This window comes from Tersicoccus mangrovi (genome assembly GCF_036881825.1).
Lineage (GTDB): Bacteria > Actinomycetota > Actinomycetes > Actinomycetales > Micrococcaceae > Tersicoccus > Tersicoccus mangrovi.
This window is the reverse complement of sequence record NZ_JBAJMW010000004.1, coordinates 159,358-173,892: the sequence shown is the minus strand read 5'-3', so window position 1 is coordinate 173,892 and position 14,535 is coordinate 159,358. Positions and strand designations below refer to the sequence as shown.

At 72.0% G+C, this 14,535-nt stretch carries 13 protein-coding genes; 6 read left to right on the top strand and 7 right to left on the bottom strand.

The features are described from left to right. The first annotated feature begins 10 nt into the window (after positions 1–10). The 3 genes from V6N00_RS09310 (at position 11) to secG (ending at position 2,549) form a co-directional block, all read left to right on the top strand. Positions 11–1,261, top strand: coding sequence for a phosphoglycerate kinase (locus V6N00_RS09310; protein WP_334231810.1), 1,251 nt, complete (start codon positions 11–13; stop codon positions 1,259–1,261). A gap of 137 nt (positions 1,262–1,398) precedes the next feature. Further along, on the top strand, positions 1,399–2,220 hold the full coding sequence (gene tpiA, locus V6N00_RS09305; protein WP_334231809.1) for a triose-phosphate isomerase: 822 nt from the start codon (positions 1,399–1,401) through the stop codon (positions 2,218–2,220). A 77-nt stretch (positions 2,221–2,297) separates the two neighbouring features. Next, positions 2,298–2,549, top strand: coding sequence for a preprotein translocase subunit SecG (secG, locus tag V6N00_RS09300; RefSeq protein WP_334231808.1), 252 nt, complete (start codon positions 2,298–2,300; stop codon positions 2,547–2,549). 142 nt (positions 2,550–2,691) lie between these two features. Here secG and pgl read toward each other — a convergent pair whose 3' ends face one another. Genes pgl through tkt form a run of 6 tightly spaced genes read right to left on the bottom strand, consistent with a single transcriptional unit; the run spans position 2,692 to position 11,171 of the window. Beyond that, a complete protein-coding gene (gene pgl, locus V6N00_RS09295; protein ID WP_334231807.1) occupies positions 2,692–3,474 on the bottom strand; it encodes a 6-phosphogluconolactonase in 783 nt (260 codons plus the stop codon). Further along, positions 3,471–4,427: a glucose-6-phosphate dehydrogenase assembly protein OpcA gene (locus V6N00_RS09290; protein WP_334231806.1), complete on the bottom strand. Its 957-nt coding sequence runs from the start codon at positions 4,425–4,427 to the stop codon at positions 3,471–3,473. The genes pgl and V6N00_RS09290 overlap by 4 nt, the downstream gene beginning before the upstream one ends. Next, on the bottom strand, positions 4,424–6,094 hold the full coding sequence (gene zwf / locus V6N00_RS09285) for a glucose-6-phosphate dehydrogenase (protein WP_416385060.1): 1,671 nt from the start codon (positions 6,092–6,094) through the stop codon (positions 4,424–4,426). Before zwf ends, V6N00_RS09290 begins: the two co-directional genes overlap by 4 nt. Beyond that, a complete protein-coding gene (locus V6N00_RS09280) occupies positions 6,091–7,761 on the bottom strand; it encodes a glucose-6-phosphate isomerase (protein WP_334231805.1) in 1,671 nt (556 codons plus the stop codon). The genes zwf and V6N00_RS09280 overlap by 4 nt, the downstream gene beginning before the upstream one ends. Then, positions 7,758–8,897: a transaldolase gene (gene tal / locus V6N00_RS09275; protein ID WP_334231804.1), complete on the bottom strand. Its 1,140-nt coding sequence runs from the start codon at positions 8,895–8,897 to the stop codon at positions 7,758–7,760. Before tal ends, V6N00_RS09280 begins: the two co-directional genes overlap by 4 nt. Positions 8,898–8,951: 54 nt before the next feature. Continuing rightward, on the bottom strand, positions 8,952–11,171 hold the full coding sequence (tkt, locus tag V6N00_RS09270; RefSeq protein WP_334231803.1) for a transketolase: 2,220 nt from the start codon (positions 11,169–11,171) through the stop codon (positions 8,952–8,954). 453 nt (positions 11,172–11,624) lie between these two features. Between tkt and V6N00_RS09265 the strand changes: the two genes are divergently transcribed. The 3 genes from V6N00_RS09265 (at position 11,625) to V6N00_RS09255 (ending at position 13,239) form a co-directional block, all read left to right on the top strand. Beyond that, the gene (locus tag V6N00_RS09265; RefSeq protein ID WP_334232230.1) at positions 11,625–12,590 is read left to right on the top strand and encodes a heme o synthase; all 966 of its coding nucleotides are present in this window, start codon (positions 11,625–11,627) and stop codon (positions 12,588–12,590) included. A 72-nt stretch (positions 12,591–12,662) separates the two neighbouring features. Then, positions 12,663–12,881 (top strand): hypothetical protein, encoded by a 219-nt coding sequence (locus tag V6N00_RS09260; RefSeq protein WP_334231802.1) that lies wholly within the window; start codon positions 12,663–12,665, stop codon positions 12,879–12,881. 64 nt (positions 12,882–12,945) lie between these two features. Next, positions 12,946–13,239, top strand: a complete 294-nt coding sequence (locus V6N00_RS09255; RefSeq protein ID WP_334232228.1) for a DUF503 domain-containing protein — start codon at positions 12,946–12,948, stop codon at positions 13,237–13,239. A gap of 261 nt (positions 13,240–13,500) precedes the next feature. Here V6N00_RS09255 and V6N00_RS09250 read toward each other — a convergent pair whose 3' ends face one another. Next, positions 13,501–14,490, bottom strand: a complete 990-nt coding sequence (locus V6N00_RS09250) for a COX15/CtaA family protein (protein ID WP_334231801.1) — start codon at positions 14,488–14,490, stop codon at positions 13,501–13,503. Positions 14,491–14,535: the final 45 nt, after the last annotated feature.

Sequence of the window (14,535 nt, the reverse complement as noted above, 5' to 3'; positions counted from 1 at the left end):
CGGCACCGTCGTGAGCGCGAAGACCCTGCAGGACCTGCTCGCCGACGGTGTCGCCGGGCGGCACGTTCTGGTCCGCTCGGACCTGAACGTGCCGCTCGACGGGGACCGGGTCACCGACGACGGGCGCGTGCGCGCGTCCCTGCCGGTGATCTCGGCTCTCGCCGGGGCCGGTGCGCGCGTGATCGTGATGGCCCACCTGGGCCGCCCGAAGGGCGCTCCGGACCCGGCGTACTCCATCGCCCCCGCGGCGGCGCGGCTGGCCGAACTGGCGGACGTGCCCGTGACCGCGGCCACCGACGTCGTCGGTGAGGACGCCCACGCCAAGGCGGACGCGCTGGCCGACGGCGAGGTGCTCGTGCTCGAGAACGTGCGGTTCGACCCGCGGGAGACCAGCAAGGACGACGACGAGCGCGCCGCGTTCGCCGCCGAGCTGGCGTCCCTGACCGGCGGGCCCGGCGGGCAGAACACCGGCGCCTACGTGGACGACGCCTTCGGCGCCGTGCACCGCAAGCACGCGAGCGTCTACGACATCGCCGCCGTCCTCCCCGCCTACCAGGGCGACCTGGTCAAGGCCGAGATCGACGTGCTGCGCCGGCTGACGGAGGACCCCGAGAGGCCCTACGTCGTCGTGCTCGGTGGGTCCAAGGTCTCGGACAAGCTCGCCGTCATCGACTCCCTGCTCGGCAAGGCCGACGTGCTGCTCATCGGCGGCGGGATGGTGTTCACCTTCCTCGCCGCGCGCGGGGCCAAGGTCGGGGCCAGCCTGCTCGAGGAAGACCAGCTGGACACGGTGCGCGGCTACCTCGACCGGGCCGAGAAGACCGGCGTGCGGATCGTGCTGCCGACCGACATCGTCGTGGCGGAGAAATTCGACCGCGACGCCGAGCACGAGATCGTCCCGGCCGACGGGATCGAGTCCTCCCGGTTCGGTGCCTCCGGCATCGGCCTGGACATCGGACCCGAGTCGGGCCGAACGTTCGCCGACGAGATCGCGAAGGCGCGCACGGTGTTCTGGAACGGGCCCGCGGGCGTGTTCGAGTTCGAGGCGTTCGCCGGCGGCACCAGGGCGATCGCCGCGGCGCTGGCCGCGGTCACGGCCGACGGCGCACTCACGGTGGTCGGCGGCGGCGACTCCGCGGCCGCGGTGCGCACCCTCGGGTTCCCCGACGACGCGTTCAGCCACATCTCCACCGGCGGCGGCGCGAGCCTGGAGTACCTCGAGGGCAAGGAACTGCCGGGCATCACCGCGCTCGAGCGCTGATCTGCCCACCTCGAGCCACGCAGTGCCCCTCCCGGTGGCCCGGGGACCGCACGGTCCCCGGGCCACCGTGCTGATCACAGGATCGGCCACCGGATCCAGCTTCCCGGTCGGCCCCTCACGACGAAGGACGGACGGCAATGAGCACCACTCCCGCTTCCCCCTCGGCCTCCGGCACCCGCGTGCCGCTGATCGCGGGCAACTGGAAGATGAACATGGACCACGTCCAGGGCATCACGCTGCTGCAGAAGCTCGCGTGGACCCTCGACGACGCCAAGCACGACTACCGCCGGGTCGAGGTGGCGGTGTTCCCGCCGTTCACCGACCTGCGCGGTGTGCAGACCCTCGTCCACGGGGACGACCTGAGCATCGCCTACGGTGGCCAGGACCTCTCCGACCAGGACTCCGGCGCCTACACCGGGGACATCTCCGGCCAGTTCCTCGCCAAGCTCGGCTGCACCTACGTGCTCGTCGGGCACAGCGAGCGGCGCACGATCCACGGCGAGACCGACGAGCAGCTGAGCGCCAAGCTCAAGGCCGCGTTCCGGCACGACCTCGTCCCCGTCCTGTGCGTCGGCGAGGGCCTCGAGGTGCGCCGGGCCGGCACCCACGTCGAGCACACCCTCGGCCAGCTGCGCGCCGACCTCGAGGGGTTGCCCGAGGACCAGGTGCGGCAGCTCGTCGTCGCCTACGAACCGGTCTGGGCGATCGGCACCGGCGAGGTCGCCGGCCCGGACGACGCGCAGGAGATGAGCGCGGCGATCCGCGCCGAGCTGGCCGGCCGCTACGGCGACGACGTCGCCGGTGCGGTGCGCGTGCTCTACGGCGGATCGGTCAAGGCGGCCAACGCCGCGGCGATCATCGGCCAGCCCGACGTTGACGGCGTGCTGGTCGGCGGTGCCAGCCTGGACGCGGGCGAATTTGCTAACATTGTCAGGTTCGAGAGCCACCTGACCACCTGACGGTCGGTCATGACACAGTCACTCCTGCCCGGGCACCGGGTCGAGGTCAGGCGGACGCGACACATCGAAAGGCCACCGTGGACATCCTCAAGATCGTGCTGCAGGTGCTGCTGGGGATCACCAGCCTCCTGCTCACCCTCCTCATCCTGCTGCACAAGGGCAAGGGCGGTGGGCTGTCGGACATGTTCGGCGGCGGCATGACGTCGAGCCTGAACTCGTCCGGCGTCGCGCAGAAGAACCTCAACCGTTTCACGGTCGTGCTCGGCATCTGCTGGGCTGCGGTGATCGTGGCCCTGGGCCTGATCCTGCGGTTCTCCGGAGAGCACTGAGCCCCCGGGGCCGACCGACCGGCACTGCGCCGGCAGCACCGACGACCGAGGGCGCCATCCATGCGGATGGCGCCCTCGGTCGTTCGTGTGCGAGCCCGGTGTCGGCGCTCGTGTCTCCGCGCTGGGACGTCGGCGCCGGCACTCAGCTCTCGTCGGTGGCCTGCGCGGGCAACCGGGACGCGGCCGCCGTGTCGAGGAACCAGACGGTGCGCTCGGTCCCCTGCACGCCCGCCGCGGGCACCTGCTGGGCTGCTGCGCCGTTGGCGGCCAGGGCCACGGCACCGGCCTTGTCCGCACCGGCGACGACGAGCCACACCTGCCGCGCGGCGTTGATCGCGGGCAGGGTGAGGGTCACCCGGTCCGGCGGCGGCTTCGGCGCGTCGTGCACGGCGAGGGCGGTGGCCTGCTGTTCCGTGACCGCGTCCAGCTCGGGGAAGAGGGACGCGACGTGCGCGTCCGGGCCCACACCGAGCATGAGGACGTCGAACGCCGGCACCGCCGTGCCGTTCGTGGGGCGCGAGCCCGCGGCCTCGCTGACGGTGGCCAGCTCCTCGGCGTACCGGGCGGCGGCCTCCTCGGCGGAGGCGACGGTGTCCGCGGCGGGCACGACGTGCACGCGCTCCGGATCGAGCGGGAGCCGGTCGAGCAGCGCCGCCCGGGCCTGCCGGTCGTTGCGCTCCTCGTCGCCGCTGCGCACGAACCGCTCGTCGCCCCACCACAGGTCCACCCGGGACCAGTCGATCGCGGAGGTGTCGAGCTCTCCGACGGCGGCGAGGGTGCGGCCGCCCATGCCGCCACCGGTCAGCACCACGGAGGCGCTGCCCCGGGCGGCCTGGGCGGCGGTGATCTCGGCGATCAGGCGTTCGGCCACATGGCTGGCCAGGGGCTCGGGGGAGTCCAGGATGACGACGTCGGCCACGGTCATGCGGCCTGCTCCCGGCGGCACAGTGGTAGTCCCTCGGTGACGACCTCGCCGAACACCTCGTCCGGGTCCAGCCGCCGGAGCTCCTCGGCGAGGCACTCCTGCAGGGTCCGCTTGGGCAGCGCGATGTGCTGGTCGGCCTGGCCGGGCATCGACAGCGTCGCGATCGCGGTGTCGGGGCGCGACAGCATGACCGAGCCGCTCGCCGTGCGGATCTCCACGAGGCCGATGCCGAGTCCCGGGGGCTGGTCGCTCACCGCGGCCTCGACGCCGAACCGCAGGGACAGCCAGCCGGCCAGGAGCATCGTGCTGGGGGAGTCCTCGGCCCCCTCGACGCGGATGGCGTCCACGGTGCTCACGTCGCCGCCGTCGGCCAGGAACTCGTCGACCGCGGCGGCCAGCTGCAGCCGCCAGTTGGTCAGGCGCGTCCACGCGAGGTCGGTGTCACCGGCGGTGTAGGTCTGGCCGATGCGGCCGAGCGCGGCGAGCGGATCCGCCGCGTTGCCGGTGTCGGTGATCCGCCGGTGCGCGATGGCGCCGATGGAGCTGGCCGCGGCGTTGACGGGCGCGCGGCGCGGCCACCAGGCCACGATCGGGGCGTCCGGCAGCAGCAGGGCCGCGAGCAGAGGCTCGTCGGGGTCGGCGAGCACGCCCGAGCAGCGCAGGACGACCACCTCGGCCGCGCCGGCGTCGCCGCCCACGCGGATCTGCGCGTCCATGCGGTCGGCGTCGTCGACGGCCTCGGCGGCGTCCACGGGCACGTGCACGATGATGCGGCACGGGTGCTCGCGGCTCGCCGCGTTGGCGGCCTCGATGGCCTCCTCCTCGCTGCCCTCGCTGGCGAGGACGACGAGGGTGAGCACGCGGCCGAGGGCGACGACGCCGCCCTCGTCCCGCAGGCTCATCAACTTCTTGTTCACGTCCGCGGTGGTCGTGTCGGGCAGATCGACGATCATGGCCGCCTCCAGGTGCGCCCGTCACGGGCGAGCAGGTCGTCGGCGCTGGCCGGGCCCCAGCCGCCGGGTTCGTAGGGTTCGGGCTTGATGTGGTGGTCCGCCCAGTACTGCTCGAAGGGGTCGAGCACCTTCCACGACAGCTCGACCTCCTCGTGCCGCGGGAACAGCGGCGGCTCGCCGAGCAGGACGTCGAGGATGAGGCGCTCGTACGCCTCCGGGCTGGACTCGGTGAACGCGTGCCCGTAGCCGAAGTCCATGGTCACGTCGCGCACCTCCATCTGGGTGCCGGGCACCTTGGACCCGAAGCGGATGGTCACGCCCTCGTCCGGCTGGATGCGGATGACGACGGCGTTCTGGCCGATCTCGTCGGCGCTGTCCGTGAACAGCACGTTCGGGGTGCGCTTGAAGACGACGGCGACCTCGGTGACGCGGCGGCCCAGGCGCTTGCCGGTGCGCAGGTAGAAGGGCACGCCCTCCCAGCGGCGGGTGTGGATGTCCAGGCGCAGTGCGGCGAACGACTCCGTGACGGTGTCCGGGTCGATGCCGTCCTCCTCGAGGAAGCCGCGCACCTGCTCACCACCCTGCCAGCCGCCGGTGTACTGACCGAGCGCCGAGTGGGCGCCCAGGTCCTCCGGCAGCCGGATCGCGTCGAGGATCTTCTCCTTCTCCGCCCGCAGGTGGTCCGCGTCGAAGGAGATGGGCTCCTCCATCGCGGTGAGGGCGAGCAGCTGGAGCAGGTGGTTCTGGATCACGTCGCGGGCGGCGCCGACACCGTCGTAGTAGCCGGCGCGACCGCCGATGCCGATGTCCTCCGCCATGGTGATCTGCACGTGGTCCACGTACCGGGCGTTCCACAGCGGCTCGAACAGCTGGTTGGCGAAGCGCAGCGCCAGGATGTTCTGGACCGTCTCCTTGCCCAGGTAGTGGTCGATGCGGAACACCGCGTCGGGCGGGAAGACCCGCTCGAGCACGTCGTTCAGCTCCCGCGCGGAGGTCAGGTCGTGGCCGAACGGCTTCTCGATGACGACGCGGCGCCAGCCCGTCGTCTCGTCGGTGTGCTGGCCGTCGCTCGACCCGTCCCCGGCGGCGTCCGCATCCACGTTCCGGCCGGCGAGGCTGTCCTTGCCCGCGAGGCTGTCCTTGCCCGCGAGGCCGCGTGCGGAGAGCTGCTGGCACACCTGCTCGAACGCGCCCGGCGGGATCGACAGGTAGAACGCGGTGTTGCCGCGGGTGCCGCGGGTCCGCTCCAGGTCGGTGAGCGTGTCCTTGAGCCGGTCGAACCCGGCGGGGTCGTCGAAGGCACCCGTCACGAAGCGGATGCCCGCAGCCAGCTGCTGCCACACGTTCTCGTCGAACCTGGTCCGGGCGTTCTTCTGCACGGATTCCTTGACCAGGCCGGCGAACGTCTCATCGTCCCAGTCGCGGCGGCCGAAGCCGACGAGCGCGAAGCTCGGCGGCAGCAGGCCCCGGTTGGTCAGGTCGTAGATGGCCGGTAGCAGCTTCTTCTGCGCCAGGTCACCGGTCACGCCGAACAGCACGAGCGCGGACGGACCCGCGATCCGGCTGATCCGGCGATCACGGTCGTCCCGCAGCGGGTTGCCGTTCTCCCGGCCGGCAGGGCGCCGGTCGGTGGCGACGCCCTCGGGCACGTCCGTCCTGATGCTCATCGTGCTGCGTGTCCTTCCGGTCGATCGGTCGCGGTGCCTGAGGCAAGTCCGTCGACGACCTCGCGCAGCTGGGCGACGCCGGCGGCGCGGTCGGTCAGGTTCAGGCGCAGCACCGGCCGGCCGTGCTCACCGAGGACCTGGGCATCGCCGGCGGCCTGCGCCGTGATCAGCTGGCCGAAGGTGTACGGGCGGTCCGGGATCGCGACGTCGTCGCCGGGCGCGGTGGTGGCGGTGATCTGCAGGTACACGCCCTCCGCGGGCCCGCCCTTGTGGTACTGGCCCGTCGAGTGCAGGAACCGGGGGCCCCACCCGAAGGTGACGGGCCGGCCGGTCGCCCCCGCGAGGGTGTCCCGGATCCCGGCGAGCTCGGGGAACGCGAGCCGGTCGAGGTAGGCCATCACGGCGACGTAGCCGTGCTCGGGCAGCTGCGCGAGCAGCGCCTCGAGGGCACCGGACACCGTGGTCGCGTCGCCGAGCAGCCCGGCGTCGCCGCGCACCTCGACGGAGCCGTCGGTGAACGCGGGGTCCCCGGCGTCGGGGCGCTCATCCAGCATCCCGCGGGCGGCCGCCTTGGCGGACTCGACGTCGGGCTGGTCGAACGGGTTGATCTGGAGCAGGCGGCCCGCGACGGCGGTCGCGTACTCGAAGGTGAGCATGAGGGCGCCGAGCGAACCGGAGACCTCGACCTGGTCGCTGTCGCTTCCTCCGCGAGAGGGTGCCCCCGCGTCGTCGCCGACGAGCCGGACGACGAGCACGTCGTCCGCGCCGGAGGTGACCTCGGGGGAGTCAGGGTCGGCGACGACCGGCAGCACGCCGCGGCCGAGCTTTCCGGTCGACTCGGCGATCAGCTGCTCCGCCCAGTCGGGGAAGCCGGTGATGCCGGAGCCCTCGTCCACGAGCACGATCTTGTCGCGCAGCGGGGTGGTGCCGCCGAGCGCGGCGCCCAGCTGCAGGCCGATGTTGTCCTCGGCGTCCTCCCGCAGGTGCTCGCCGGCTTCCTCGGCCTCGTCGAGCAGGCCCGCGATGTCCACGCCGGCCAGGCCCGAGGGCACGAGGCCGAACGCGGTCAGCGCGGAGTAGCGGCCGCCCACGGCCGGGTCGGCGTTGAACACGTGCCGGTAGCCTGCGGCGCGGGACGCCTCGTCCATGGGGGAGCCCGGATCGGTGACGACGACGATGCGGCTGGCCGCGTCGATCCCCGCGTCGGTGAACGCCTGGATGAACGCCCGGCGCTGCGAGTCGGTCTCGACGGTCGAGCCGGACTTGGAGGACACGACGAGGGCCGTCTCGGTGATCCGATCGCCCAGCGCGCTGGCCACCTGCTGCGGGTCGGTCGCGTCGAGGACCGTCAGGTCCACGCCGGCGGTGCGCGTGATGACCTCGGGAGCCAGCGACGAGCCGCCCATCCCGGCGAGCACGATGTGGGTGACGCCGTCCGCGGTGAGCTCGTCGCGCAGGGCGGTGATCTCGGGCACCAGCGGGCGGGACGTCTCGGCCAGGGACACCCAGCCGAGGCGCTTGCCGGCCTCGGACTCGGCGTCCGGACCCCACAGGGTCGCGTCCTTGGCGGTGATCCTCGAGGCGATCCGATCCTGGACCAGCGTGGGCACGTGCGCCTGGACGGCGTCCGCCGCGGCCCCGGAGGCCCGGAAGGACAGCGAGCTCATCGGGTGCCCTCCGAGCCCGCGCCGACCTTCGCCTTCGCGCCGTCGAGAGCGTTCTGCACGGTCTCGAGCAGCTCGCTCCAGCTGACCTCGAACTTGCTGACGCCCTCGTCCTCGAGCACCTTGACGACGTCGTCGTAGGAGATGCCGAGCTTGTCGATGGCGTCCAGCGTCGCGTTCGCGTCGTCGTAGGAGCCCCGGATGGTGTCCCCGGTGACGTCCGCGTGGTCGGCGGCGGCGTCGAGCGTCTTCTCCGGCATCGTGTTCACGACGCCCTGGGTGACCAGCTCGGTGACGTAGAGGGTGTCCGGCAGGTTCGGGTCCTTGACGCCGGTGGAGGCCCACAGGGGACGCTGCGGCTTCGCGCCGGCGTCGGCCAGCGTGGCCCAGCGCTCGGTCGCGAACTGCTGCTCGAAGATCTGGAAGGCCAGTCGCGCGTTGGCGAGCCCGGCCTTGCCCTTGAGGGCCTTCGCCTCGTCGCTGCCGACGGCGTCGAGCCGCTTGTCGATCTCCGTGTCGACGCGGGAGACGAAGAACGAGGCCACCGAGTGGATGGTGGACAGGTCCTTGCCGTTCTCCTTCGCCTGCTCGAGGCCGGTCATGAAGGCGTTGATGACGGCCCGGTAGCGCTCGAGGGAGAAGATCAGCGTCACGTTCACGCTGATGCCGGCGGCCAGCGTCTTCGTGATCGCGTCCAGGCCCTCGTAGGTGCCGGGGATCTTGATGTGCAGGTTGGACTTGCCGACCTTCTCGGCGAGGCGGGCGGCCTCGGCGACGGTCTTGTCCCCGTCGCGCGCCATCCGCGGATCGACCTCGAGGGAGACCCGGCCGTCGACGCCGTTGGTCGCGGCCGCGACCGGGGCGAAGAGGTCGCAAGCCTCGGCGACGTCGGCCGTCGTGATCTCGAAGACGGCGGTCTCGACGTCGGCGCCGGCCGCGGCCAGCTCCTCGACCTGCTTGTCGTAGGCCTCGCCCTTGGCCAGGGCCGAGGCGAAGATCGTCGGGTTCGTGGTGACGCCGACGACGTTCTTGCCCTCGATCAGCTGGCGGAGGGAGCCGTCGCCCAGTCGTTCGCGGGACAGGTCGTCCAGCCAGATGGACACACCGGCGTCGGACAGGGCCTGGGTATTGGCGGTCATCGTTTCATCTCCTTGTCTCATCCCGGTTGCTCCACCGGGCGAATCGGTGTGGTCTCAGCCCTCGTTCGAGGCGTCGCCCTGGGCGACGTCGCCGGGCTGAGCACGCTCACCCGACGTGCCGGTGTCGGCGGCGGTGTTCAGCGTCGTGTCGGAGTCGGAGGACGCGGAGTCCAGCGAGTCGTGGGCGGCCGAGACGACCGCGTCCGCGGTGATGCCGAACTCGCGGAAGAGGGTCTTGTAGTCGGCGGAGGCACCGAAGTGCTCGAGCGAGATCGCCCGGCCGTGGTCGCCGATCAGCCCGCGCCAGCTCTGCTGGACACCGGCCTCGACGCTCACGCGCGCCCGCACCGAGGAGGGGAGGACCGACTCGCGGTACTCCTCGTCCTGGGCGTCGAACCACTCGAAGCACGGCATCGAGACGACCCGCGCGGCGACGCCCTCCGCCTGCAGCTTCTCGCGGGCCTCGACGGCCAGCTGCACCTCGGAGCCGGTGGCCATCAGCAGCACGTCCGGCGTCACGGTGGCGCCGTCGCGGCTCGCCTCGGCGAGCACGTACGCGCCGCGGGCGGTGCCCTCGGCCGAGCCGAAGGTGTCACCGCTGGCGTCGCCGTCGCCGCGCTCCCACACCGGCAGGTCCTGCCGGGAGAGCACGATGCCGGCCGGGTGGTCGGTCAGCCCGACGATGGCACGCCAGGCGTGGGCCACCTCGTTCGCGTCCGCGGGCCGGACGACGTCCAGGCCGGGGATGGCGCGCAGCGAGGAGAGCTGCTCGACGGGCTGGTGCGTGGGGCCGTCCTCGCCCAGGCCGATCGAGTCGTGGGTCCAGACGAAGATCGACGGGGCGCCCATCAGCGCGGCCAGACGCAGTGCCGGGCGCTGGTAGTCGCTGAAGATGAGGAAGGTGCCCGCGAACGCCCGCGTCGGGAAGTGCAGCGAGATGCCGTTGACGATGGCCGCGGCGGCGTGCTCCCGGATGCCGAAGTGCAGCACCCGTCCGTACGGGTTGCCCTGCCACATCGTGGTCTGTCGGCTCGCGGGCACGAACGAGGGCGCGCCCTCGATCGTCGTGTTGTTGGACTCGGCCAGGTCGGCGGAGCCGCCCCACAGCTCGGGCATGACCTCGCCGAGGGCGGTCAGGACCTTGCCGGAGGCCTTGCGGGTCGACACGGCCTTGCCGGCCTCGAAGGAGGGGAGTGCCTCGTCGACGCCCTCGGGCAGCTTCCGGGCGGAGATCCGCTCGAACAGCTTCGCCTCCTCGGGGTTCTTCGAGCGCCACGCCTCGAATGCGGTGTTCCACTGCGCGTGCTCCTCGGCACCACGCTGGGCCACCTGCCGCGCGTGCTCGAGGACCTCCGGCTCGACCTGGAAGGTCTTGTCGGGGTCGAAGCCGAGAATCTCCTTGATGCCCTTGATCTCGTCGTCGCCGAGCGCCGCGCCGTGCGCCTTGCCGGTGTTCTGCAGGGTCGGCGCCGGCCAGCCGATGATGGACCGCAGCGCGATGATGGAGGGCTTGCCGGTCTCGGCCTTCGCGGCGGCGAGGGCCTCGTAGAGCGCCTGGGTGTCCTCGACGTACTCGCCGGTGGCGGTCCAGTCGACGCGCTGGACGTGCCAGCCGTACGCCTCGTAGCGGCCGAGGACGTCCTCGGAGAAGGCGACGTTCGTGTCGTCCTCGATGGAGATGTGGTTCTGGTCGTAGATGACCACGAGGTTGCCCAGCTCCTGCGTGCCGGCCAGCGAGCTGGCCTCGCTGGTGACGCCCTCCTGCAGGTCGCCGTCGGAGGCGATGACCCACACGGTGTGGTCGAACGGGCTCTCACCCGGGGCGGCCTCGGCGTCGAGCATGCCGCGGACGCGGCGCTGCGAGTAGGCGAAGCCGACGGCGGAGGCCAGGCCCTGGCCGAGCGGCCCGGTGGTGATCTCGACGCCCTTGGTGTGCCGGTACTCCGGGTGGCCCGGGGTCTTCGATCCCCACGTGCGCAGCTGCTGCAGGTCCTCGACCTCGAGGCCGTACCCGCTGAGGAACAGCTCGAGGTACAGGGTGAGGGAGGTGTGGCCCGCGGAGAGGACGAAGCGGTCGCGGCCGATCCACTCCGGATCGGCGGGGTCGTGACGCATCAGGTTCTGGAACAGCATGTACGCGGCGGGGGCCAGGCTCATCGCCGTGCCCGGGTGCCCGTTGCCGACCTTCTGGACCGCGTCGGCGGCCAGGACACGGATCGTGTCCACCGCACGCCGGTCGAGGTCGTTCCACTGGAGAGAGCTTGACGTCGGCACGAAGACCGCCCTTCTGTTCGGGGTTCGGCGTCGTCCCGGTGCCGGTCGGCACCGCAGGCGACGCGTCGGAAGTCAGGGGCTGCACTGCGGCTCCATACCCGAGCGGGCGGACGGTCCGCGTGGGCGAACCGGCCAGCCACCTCTCGGGTTCCGTACCGCGGTGGACCTGGTTTCACCTTACTCGTGGCGGTACGGCCGTCGTCAGGCGGGTTCGTCATGATCGGCGAGGTTTCGCCCTCGACGTAACGCCGGCTTCGCGCGAGGTCACGGCGGGGCCGGGAGCGCCGGCGCGGGTGACGCCGGCGGTCCTCGTCGCCGGTACACTGGACCCGGACGCGCGCGCCCTCGCGGCGTGCTCGTTCCGCGACCGCCGCCACGGGCCGAGGGCTCGGGCGCCGCACGTACTGGGACTGGGTGAGGACTTCGTTGAACACCGCTGACGCGCCGTCGTCGATGCCGGAACCGGCTCTCGCGCCGGAAGGGACGGGGGGTTCCCCGTCCGCCGGTGCGAAGTCGCGGAACCCGGTGGCGCGCAAGCTGAAGGCGTACGTCGCCCTCACCAAGCCCCGGGTCATCGAACTGCTGCTCGTGTGCACGCTGCCGACGATGATCTTCGCGCAGGGCGGCCTTCCGCAGATCGGCCTGATCATCACGACGATGATCGGCGGCGCGCTGGCCGCCGGCGCCGCGGGCGCCTTCAACTGCTACATCGACCGCGACATCGACCGGGTCATGAAGCGCACCGAGAACCGTCCGCTCGTGACGGGGGAGGTCACCGACCGCGAGGCGCTCGTCTTCGCGTGGGTGCTGGCCGTCGCCTCGGTGGTGCTGCTGGGGGCCGGAGCCAACGCCCTCACCGCCTTCCTCGGCGTCGTCGCCATCCTCTTCTACGTCGTCATCTACTCGCTGATCCTCAAGCGCCGCACCCCGCAGAACATCGTGTGGGGCGGTGCGGCCGGTTGCATGCCGGTGCTGATCGCGTGGTCGTCGGTGACGAACACGCTGTCCTGGTCCGCGTGGATCCTCTTCGCCGTCATCTTCCTCTGGACGCCGCCGCACTACTGGCCGCTGTCCGTCAAGTACGGCGAGGACTACCGTCGCGCGAACGTGCCGATGCTCGGCGCCATCGCCGGGACCGACGCCGTCTCGGTGCAGGTCGTGCTGTACGCGTGGGCCATGGTCGTCTGCTCGCTGCTGCTCGTGCCCGTGGGCGATGCCGGCTGGGTGTACCTGGTCACCGCGGTGGTCGCGGGGACCTGGTTCCTCGCGCAGAGCCACCGGTTGCACGCCGACGCGATGGCCGGCCGCGCCACCCCCAAGGGCACCATGAAGGTGTTCCACGGCTCGATCAGCTACCTGACGCTGCTGTTCCTCGCCGTCGCCATCGACCCGTTCATCGGCGGCGCCGTCCTCCGCTGAGGGTTCCTGCACTTCCGGGACACGCCGCACGGCCTCCGTCGCGCTCGACCCGTCCCGGAGTAGACCGGGTGCATGAGCGCCATGCTGCTGGAGACCGCTGATCTCGTCGTCACCGTGCCCGTCACCGAGGCGTGCCTGCGTTGCGACGGCGACATCGCCGATGGCCGCGGCTTCGCGGGCCTGTGCCCCGGCTGCCTCACCGACGCGTGCGCCGAGTGCCTGGCCGCGCTCGGCGGCGACGAGGGCGCGGACGACGGCCGCTGTCACGCGTGCGTCGACGCTGCTGACTGACCACTCCGTCCTGCGCCTGTCGTTCGGTGCTTGTCGTTCGCCGCCCGCGCCTAGCATGACCGGTATGTGGATCGGCTGGATCGAGTTCGACGTGCTGCTCGGGGACGTCCATTCGCTCAAGGAGAAACGCTCCGTCGTGCGGCCGCTGGTCGCCGAGGTCCGTCGCCGGTTCGACGTGTCCGTGGCCGAGGTCGACCACCAGGACCTGCACCGCCGCGCCGGGCTCGGGGTCGGACTCGTCGGAGCGGACCGGGCCCACCTGGTCAGCGTGCTGGACGGCGTCGAACAGTTCGTCGCCTATCGCCCCGAGGTCGAACTCCTCGAAGCACGACGCCGGCTCATCAGCTCGGACGACTGACGTCGCTGTCCTGATCCGGTGGACCAACGGCATGGGGCGTCGCTGGCGCCTCGCGATGACGCCGTGCCGAATTAGCGGGTTGCGCCCGAGAGCAGGGCTCTTTGAGCAGGGCTTTCGGGCGGCAACGGCTAAGTCACGGCTGTGGCGCAGCGCTGTCGGGCGGCAACCGCTAAGTCACGGCTGCCGAGCAGGGCTTTCGTGCGGAAGCCGCTGACTCCCGGGTGCGGCGTAGTGCTCCGGGCGCCGGCGCTCTGCGGCCCGTTACCGCGCCGCTGCCGCCGCCGGAGCCACCGGCTCCGCGGCCACCACCGGCCGCGCCCGGACCTCGTCGACGATGTTCGTCGCCGCCGCGACCGCCAGGCACGCGCCGAGCATGTGCAGGGCGACGAGGACGATGGGCAGGCCCGTGAAGTGCTGGGTGAAGCCGATGGCGGCCTGCAGGACGGCGACGGCGTCGGCGACGACGAGCGTGCGCCGCAGCCGGGCGCTCACCTCGGGCCGCCGGTACGCCAGCACGGTCGCGATCACGAGGGAGCCGACCAGCAGGTACACGGGCAACGCGTGCAGGCGGGTGACGATGTCCGGGTCGAACGGGTGCCGGACGGCGCCGTTCGCGCCCGCATGCGGCCCCGTGCCGGTGACGATGGTGCCGAGGTAGACGGCGATGCCGGTGAAGACGGCGATCGCGACGGCGAGCTGACGCAGGGTCCGGCCGGCGCCTGCCGTGGGGCGGTCGATGCCGTGCTCGGCGTCGCGTACGCGCCCGGTCCGCTTGACCAGGACGGTGGCCGCCGCGACCATCACGGCCGAGACGATGAAGTGCAGCCCCACCACCCACGGGTTGAGGTTCATCCACACGCTGATGCCGCCGATCACCGCCTGCGCCGGGATCCCGGCGAGCAGTCCGACGGCGAGGCGGAAGATCAGCGGCTGCCGCCTCCGCAGCCGCCACACCGCCACGAGCGTCGCGATCGCGACCGCGGTGAGCACGAAGGTCAGGAGCCGGTTGCCGAACTCGATGACGCCGTGCGCGCCCATCTCCGGGGTGCTGATGAAGGAGTCCGCCGTGCAGCGCGGCCACGTGGGGCAACCGAGGCCGGAGGCGGTGAGGCGGACAGCGCCACCCGTGACGACGATGCCGATCTGCGCGACGAGGGAGGCGATGGCGAGGGCGCGCACCGCGGGAGTGACCGCGGGACGGCGGTCCTCGCTCGGGAGGTCAGCGGCGACGGTGGGCTGCTGGGTGGTCATCGGGTCGAACCTTCGTGTCGGTGTAGGAAGTGTCGGAAGTGTCGG

What these genes read in the sequence shown, in the direction of transcription:
- tpiA (WP_334231809.1), top strand. Translation starts at nt 1,399, where the DNA reads ATGAGCACCACTCCCGCTTCCCCCTCGGCCTCCGGCACCCGCGTGCCG.
- pgl (WP_334231807.1), bottom strand. Translation starts at nt 3,474, where the DNA reads ATGACCGTGGCCGACGTCGTCATCCTGGACTCCCCCGAGCCCCTGGCC.
- V6N00_RS09290 (WP_334231806.1), bottom strand. Translation starts at nt 4,427, where the DNA reads ATGATCGTCGATCTGCCCGACACGACCACCGCGGACGTGAACAAGAAG.
- zwf (WP_416385060.1), bottom strand. Translation starts at nt 6,094, where the DNA reads ATGAGCATCAGGACGGACGTGCCCGAGGGCGTCGCCACCGACCGGCGC.
- V6N00_RS09280 (WP_334231805.1), bottom strand. Translation starts at nt 7,761, where the DNA reads ATGAGCTCGCTGTCCTTCCGGGCCTCCGGGGCCGCGGCGGACGCCGTC.
- tal (WP_334231804.1), bottom strand. Translation starts at nt 8,897, where the DNA reads ATGACCGCCAATACCCAGGCCCTGTCCGACGCCGGTGTGTCCATCTGG.
- V6N00_RS09265 (WP_334232230.1), top strand. Translation starts at nt 11,625, where the DNA reads ATGCCGGAACCGGCTCTCGCGCCGGAAGGGACGGGGGGTTCCCCGTCC.
- V6N00_RS09260 (WP_334231802.1), top strand. Translation starts at nt 12,663, where the DNA reads ATGAGCGCCATGCTGCTGGAGACCGCTGATCTCGTCGTCACCGTGCCC.
- V6N00_RS09255 (WP_334232228.1), top strand. Translation starts at nt 12,946, where the DNA reads ATGTGGATCGGCTGGATCGAGTTCGACGTGCTGCTCGGGGACGTCCAT.
- V6N00_RS09250 (WP_334231801.1), bottom strand. Translation starts at nt 14,490, where the DNA reads ATGACCACCCAGCAGCCCACCGTCGCCGCTGACCTCCCGAGCGAGGAC.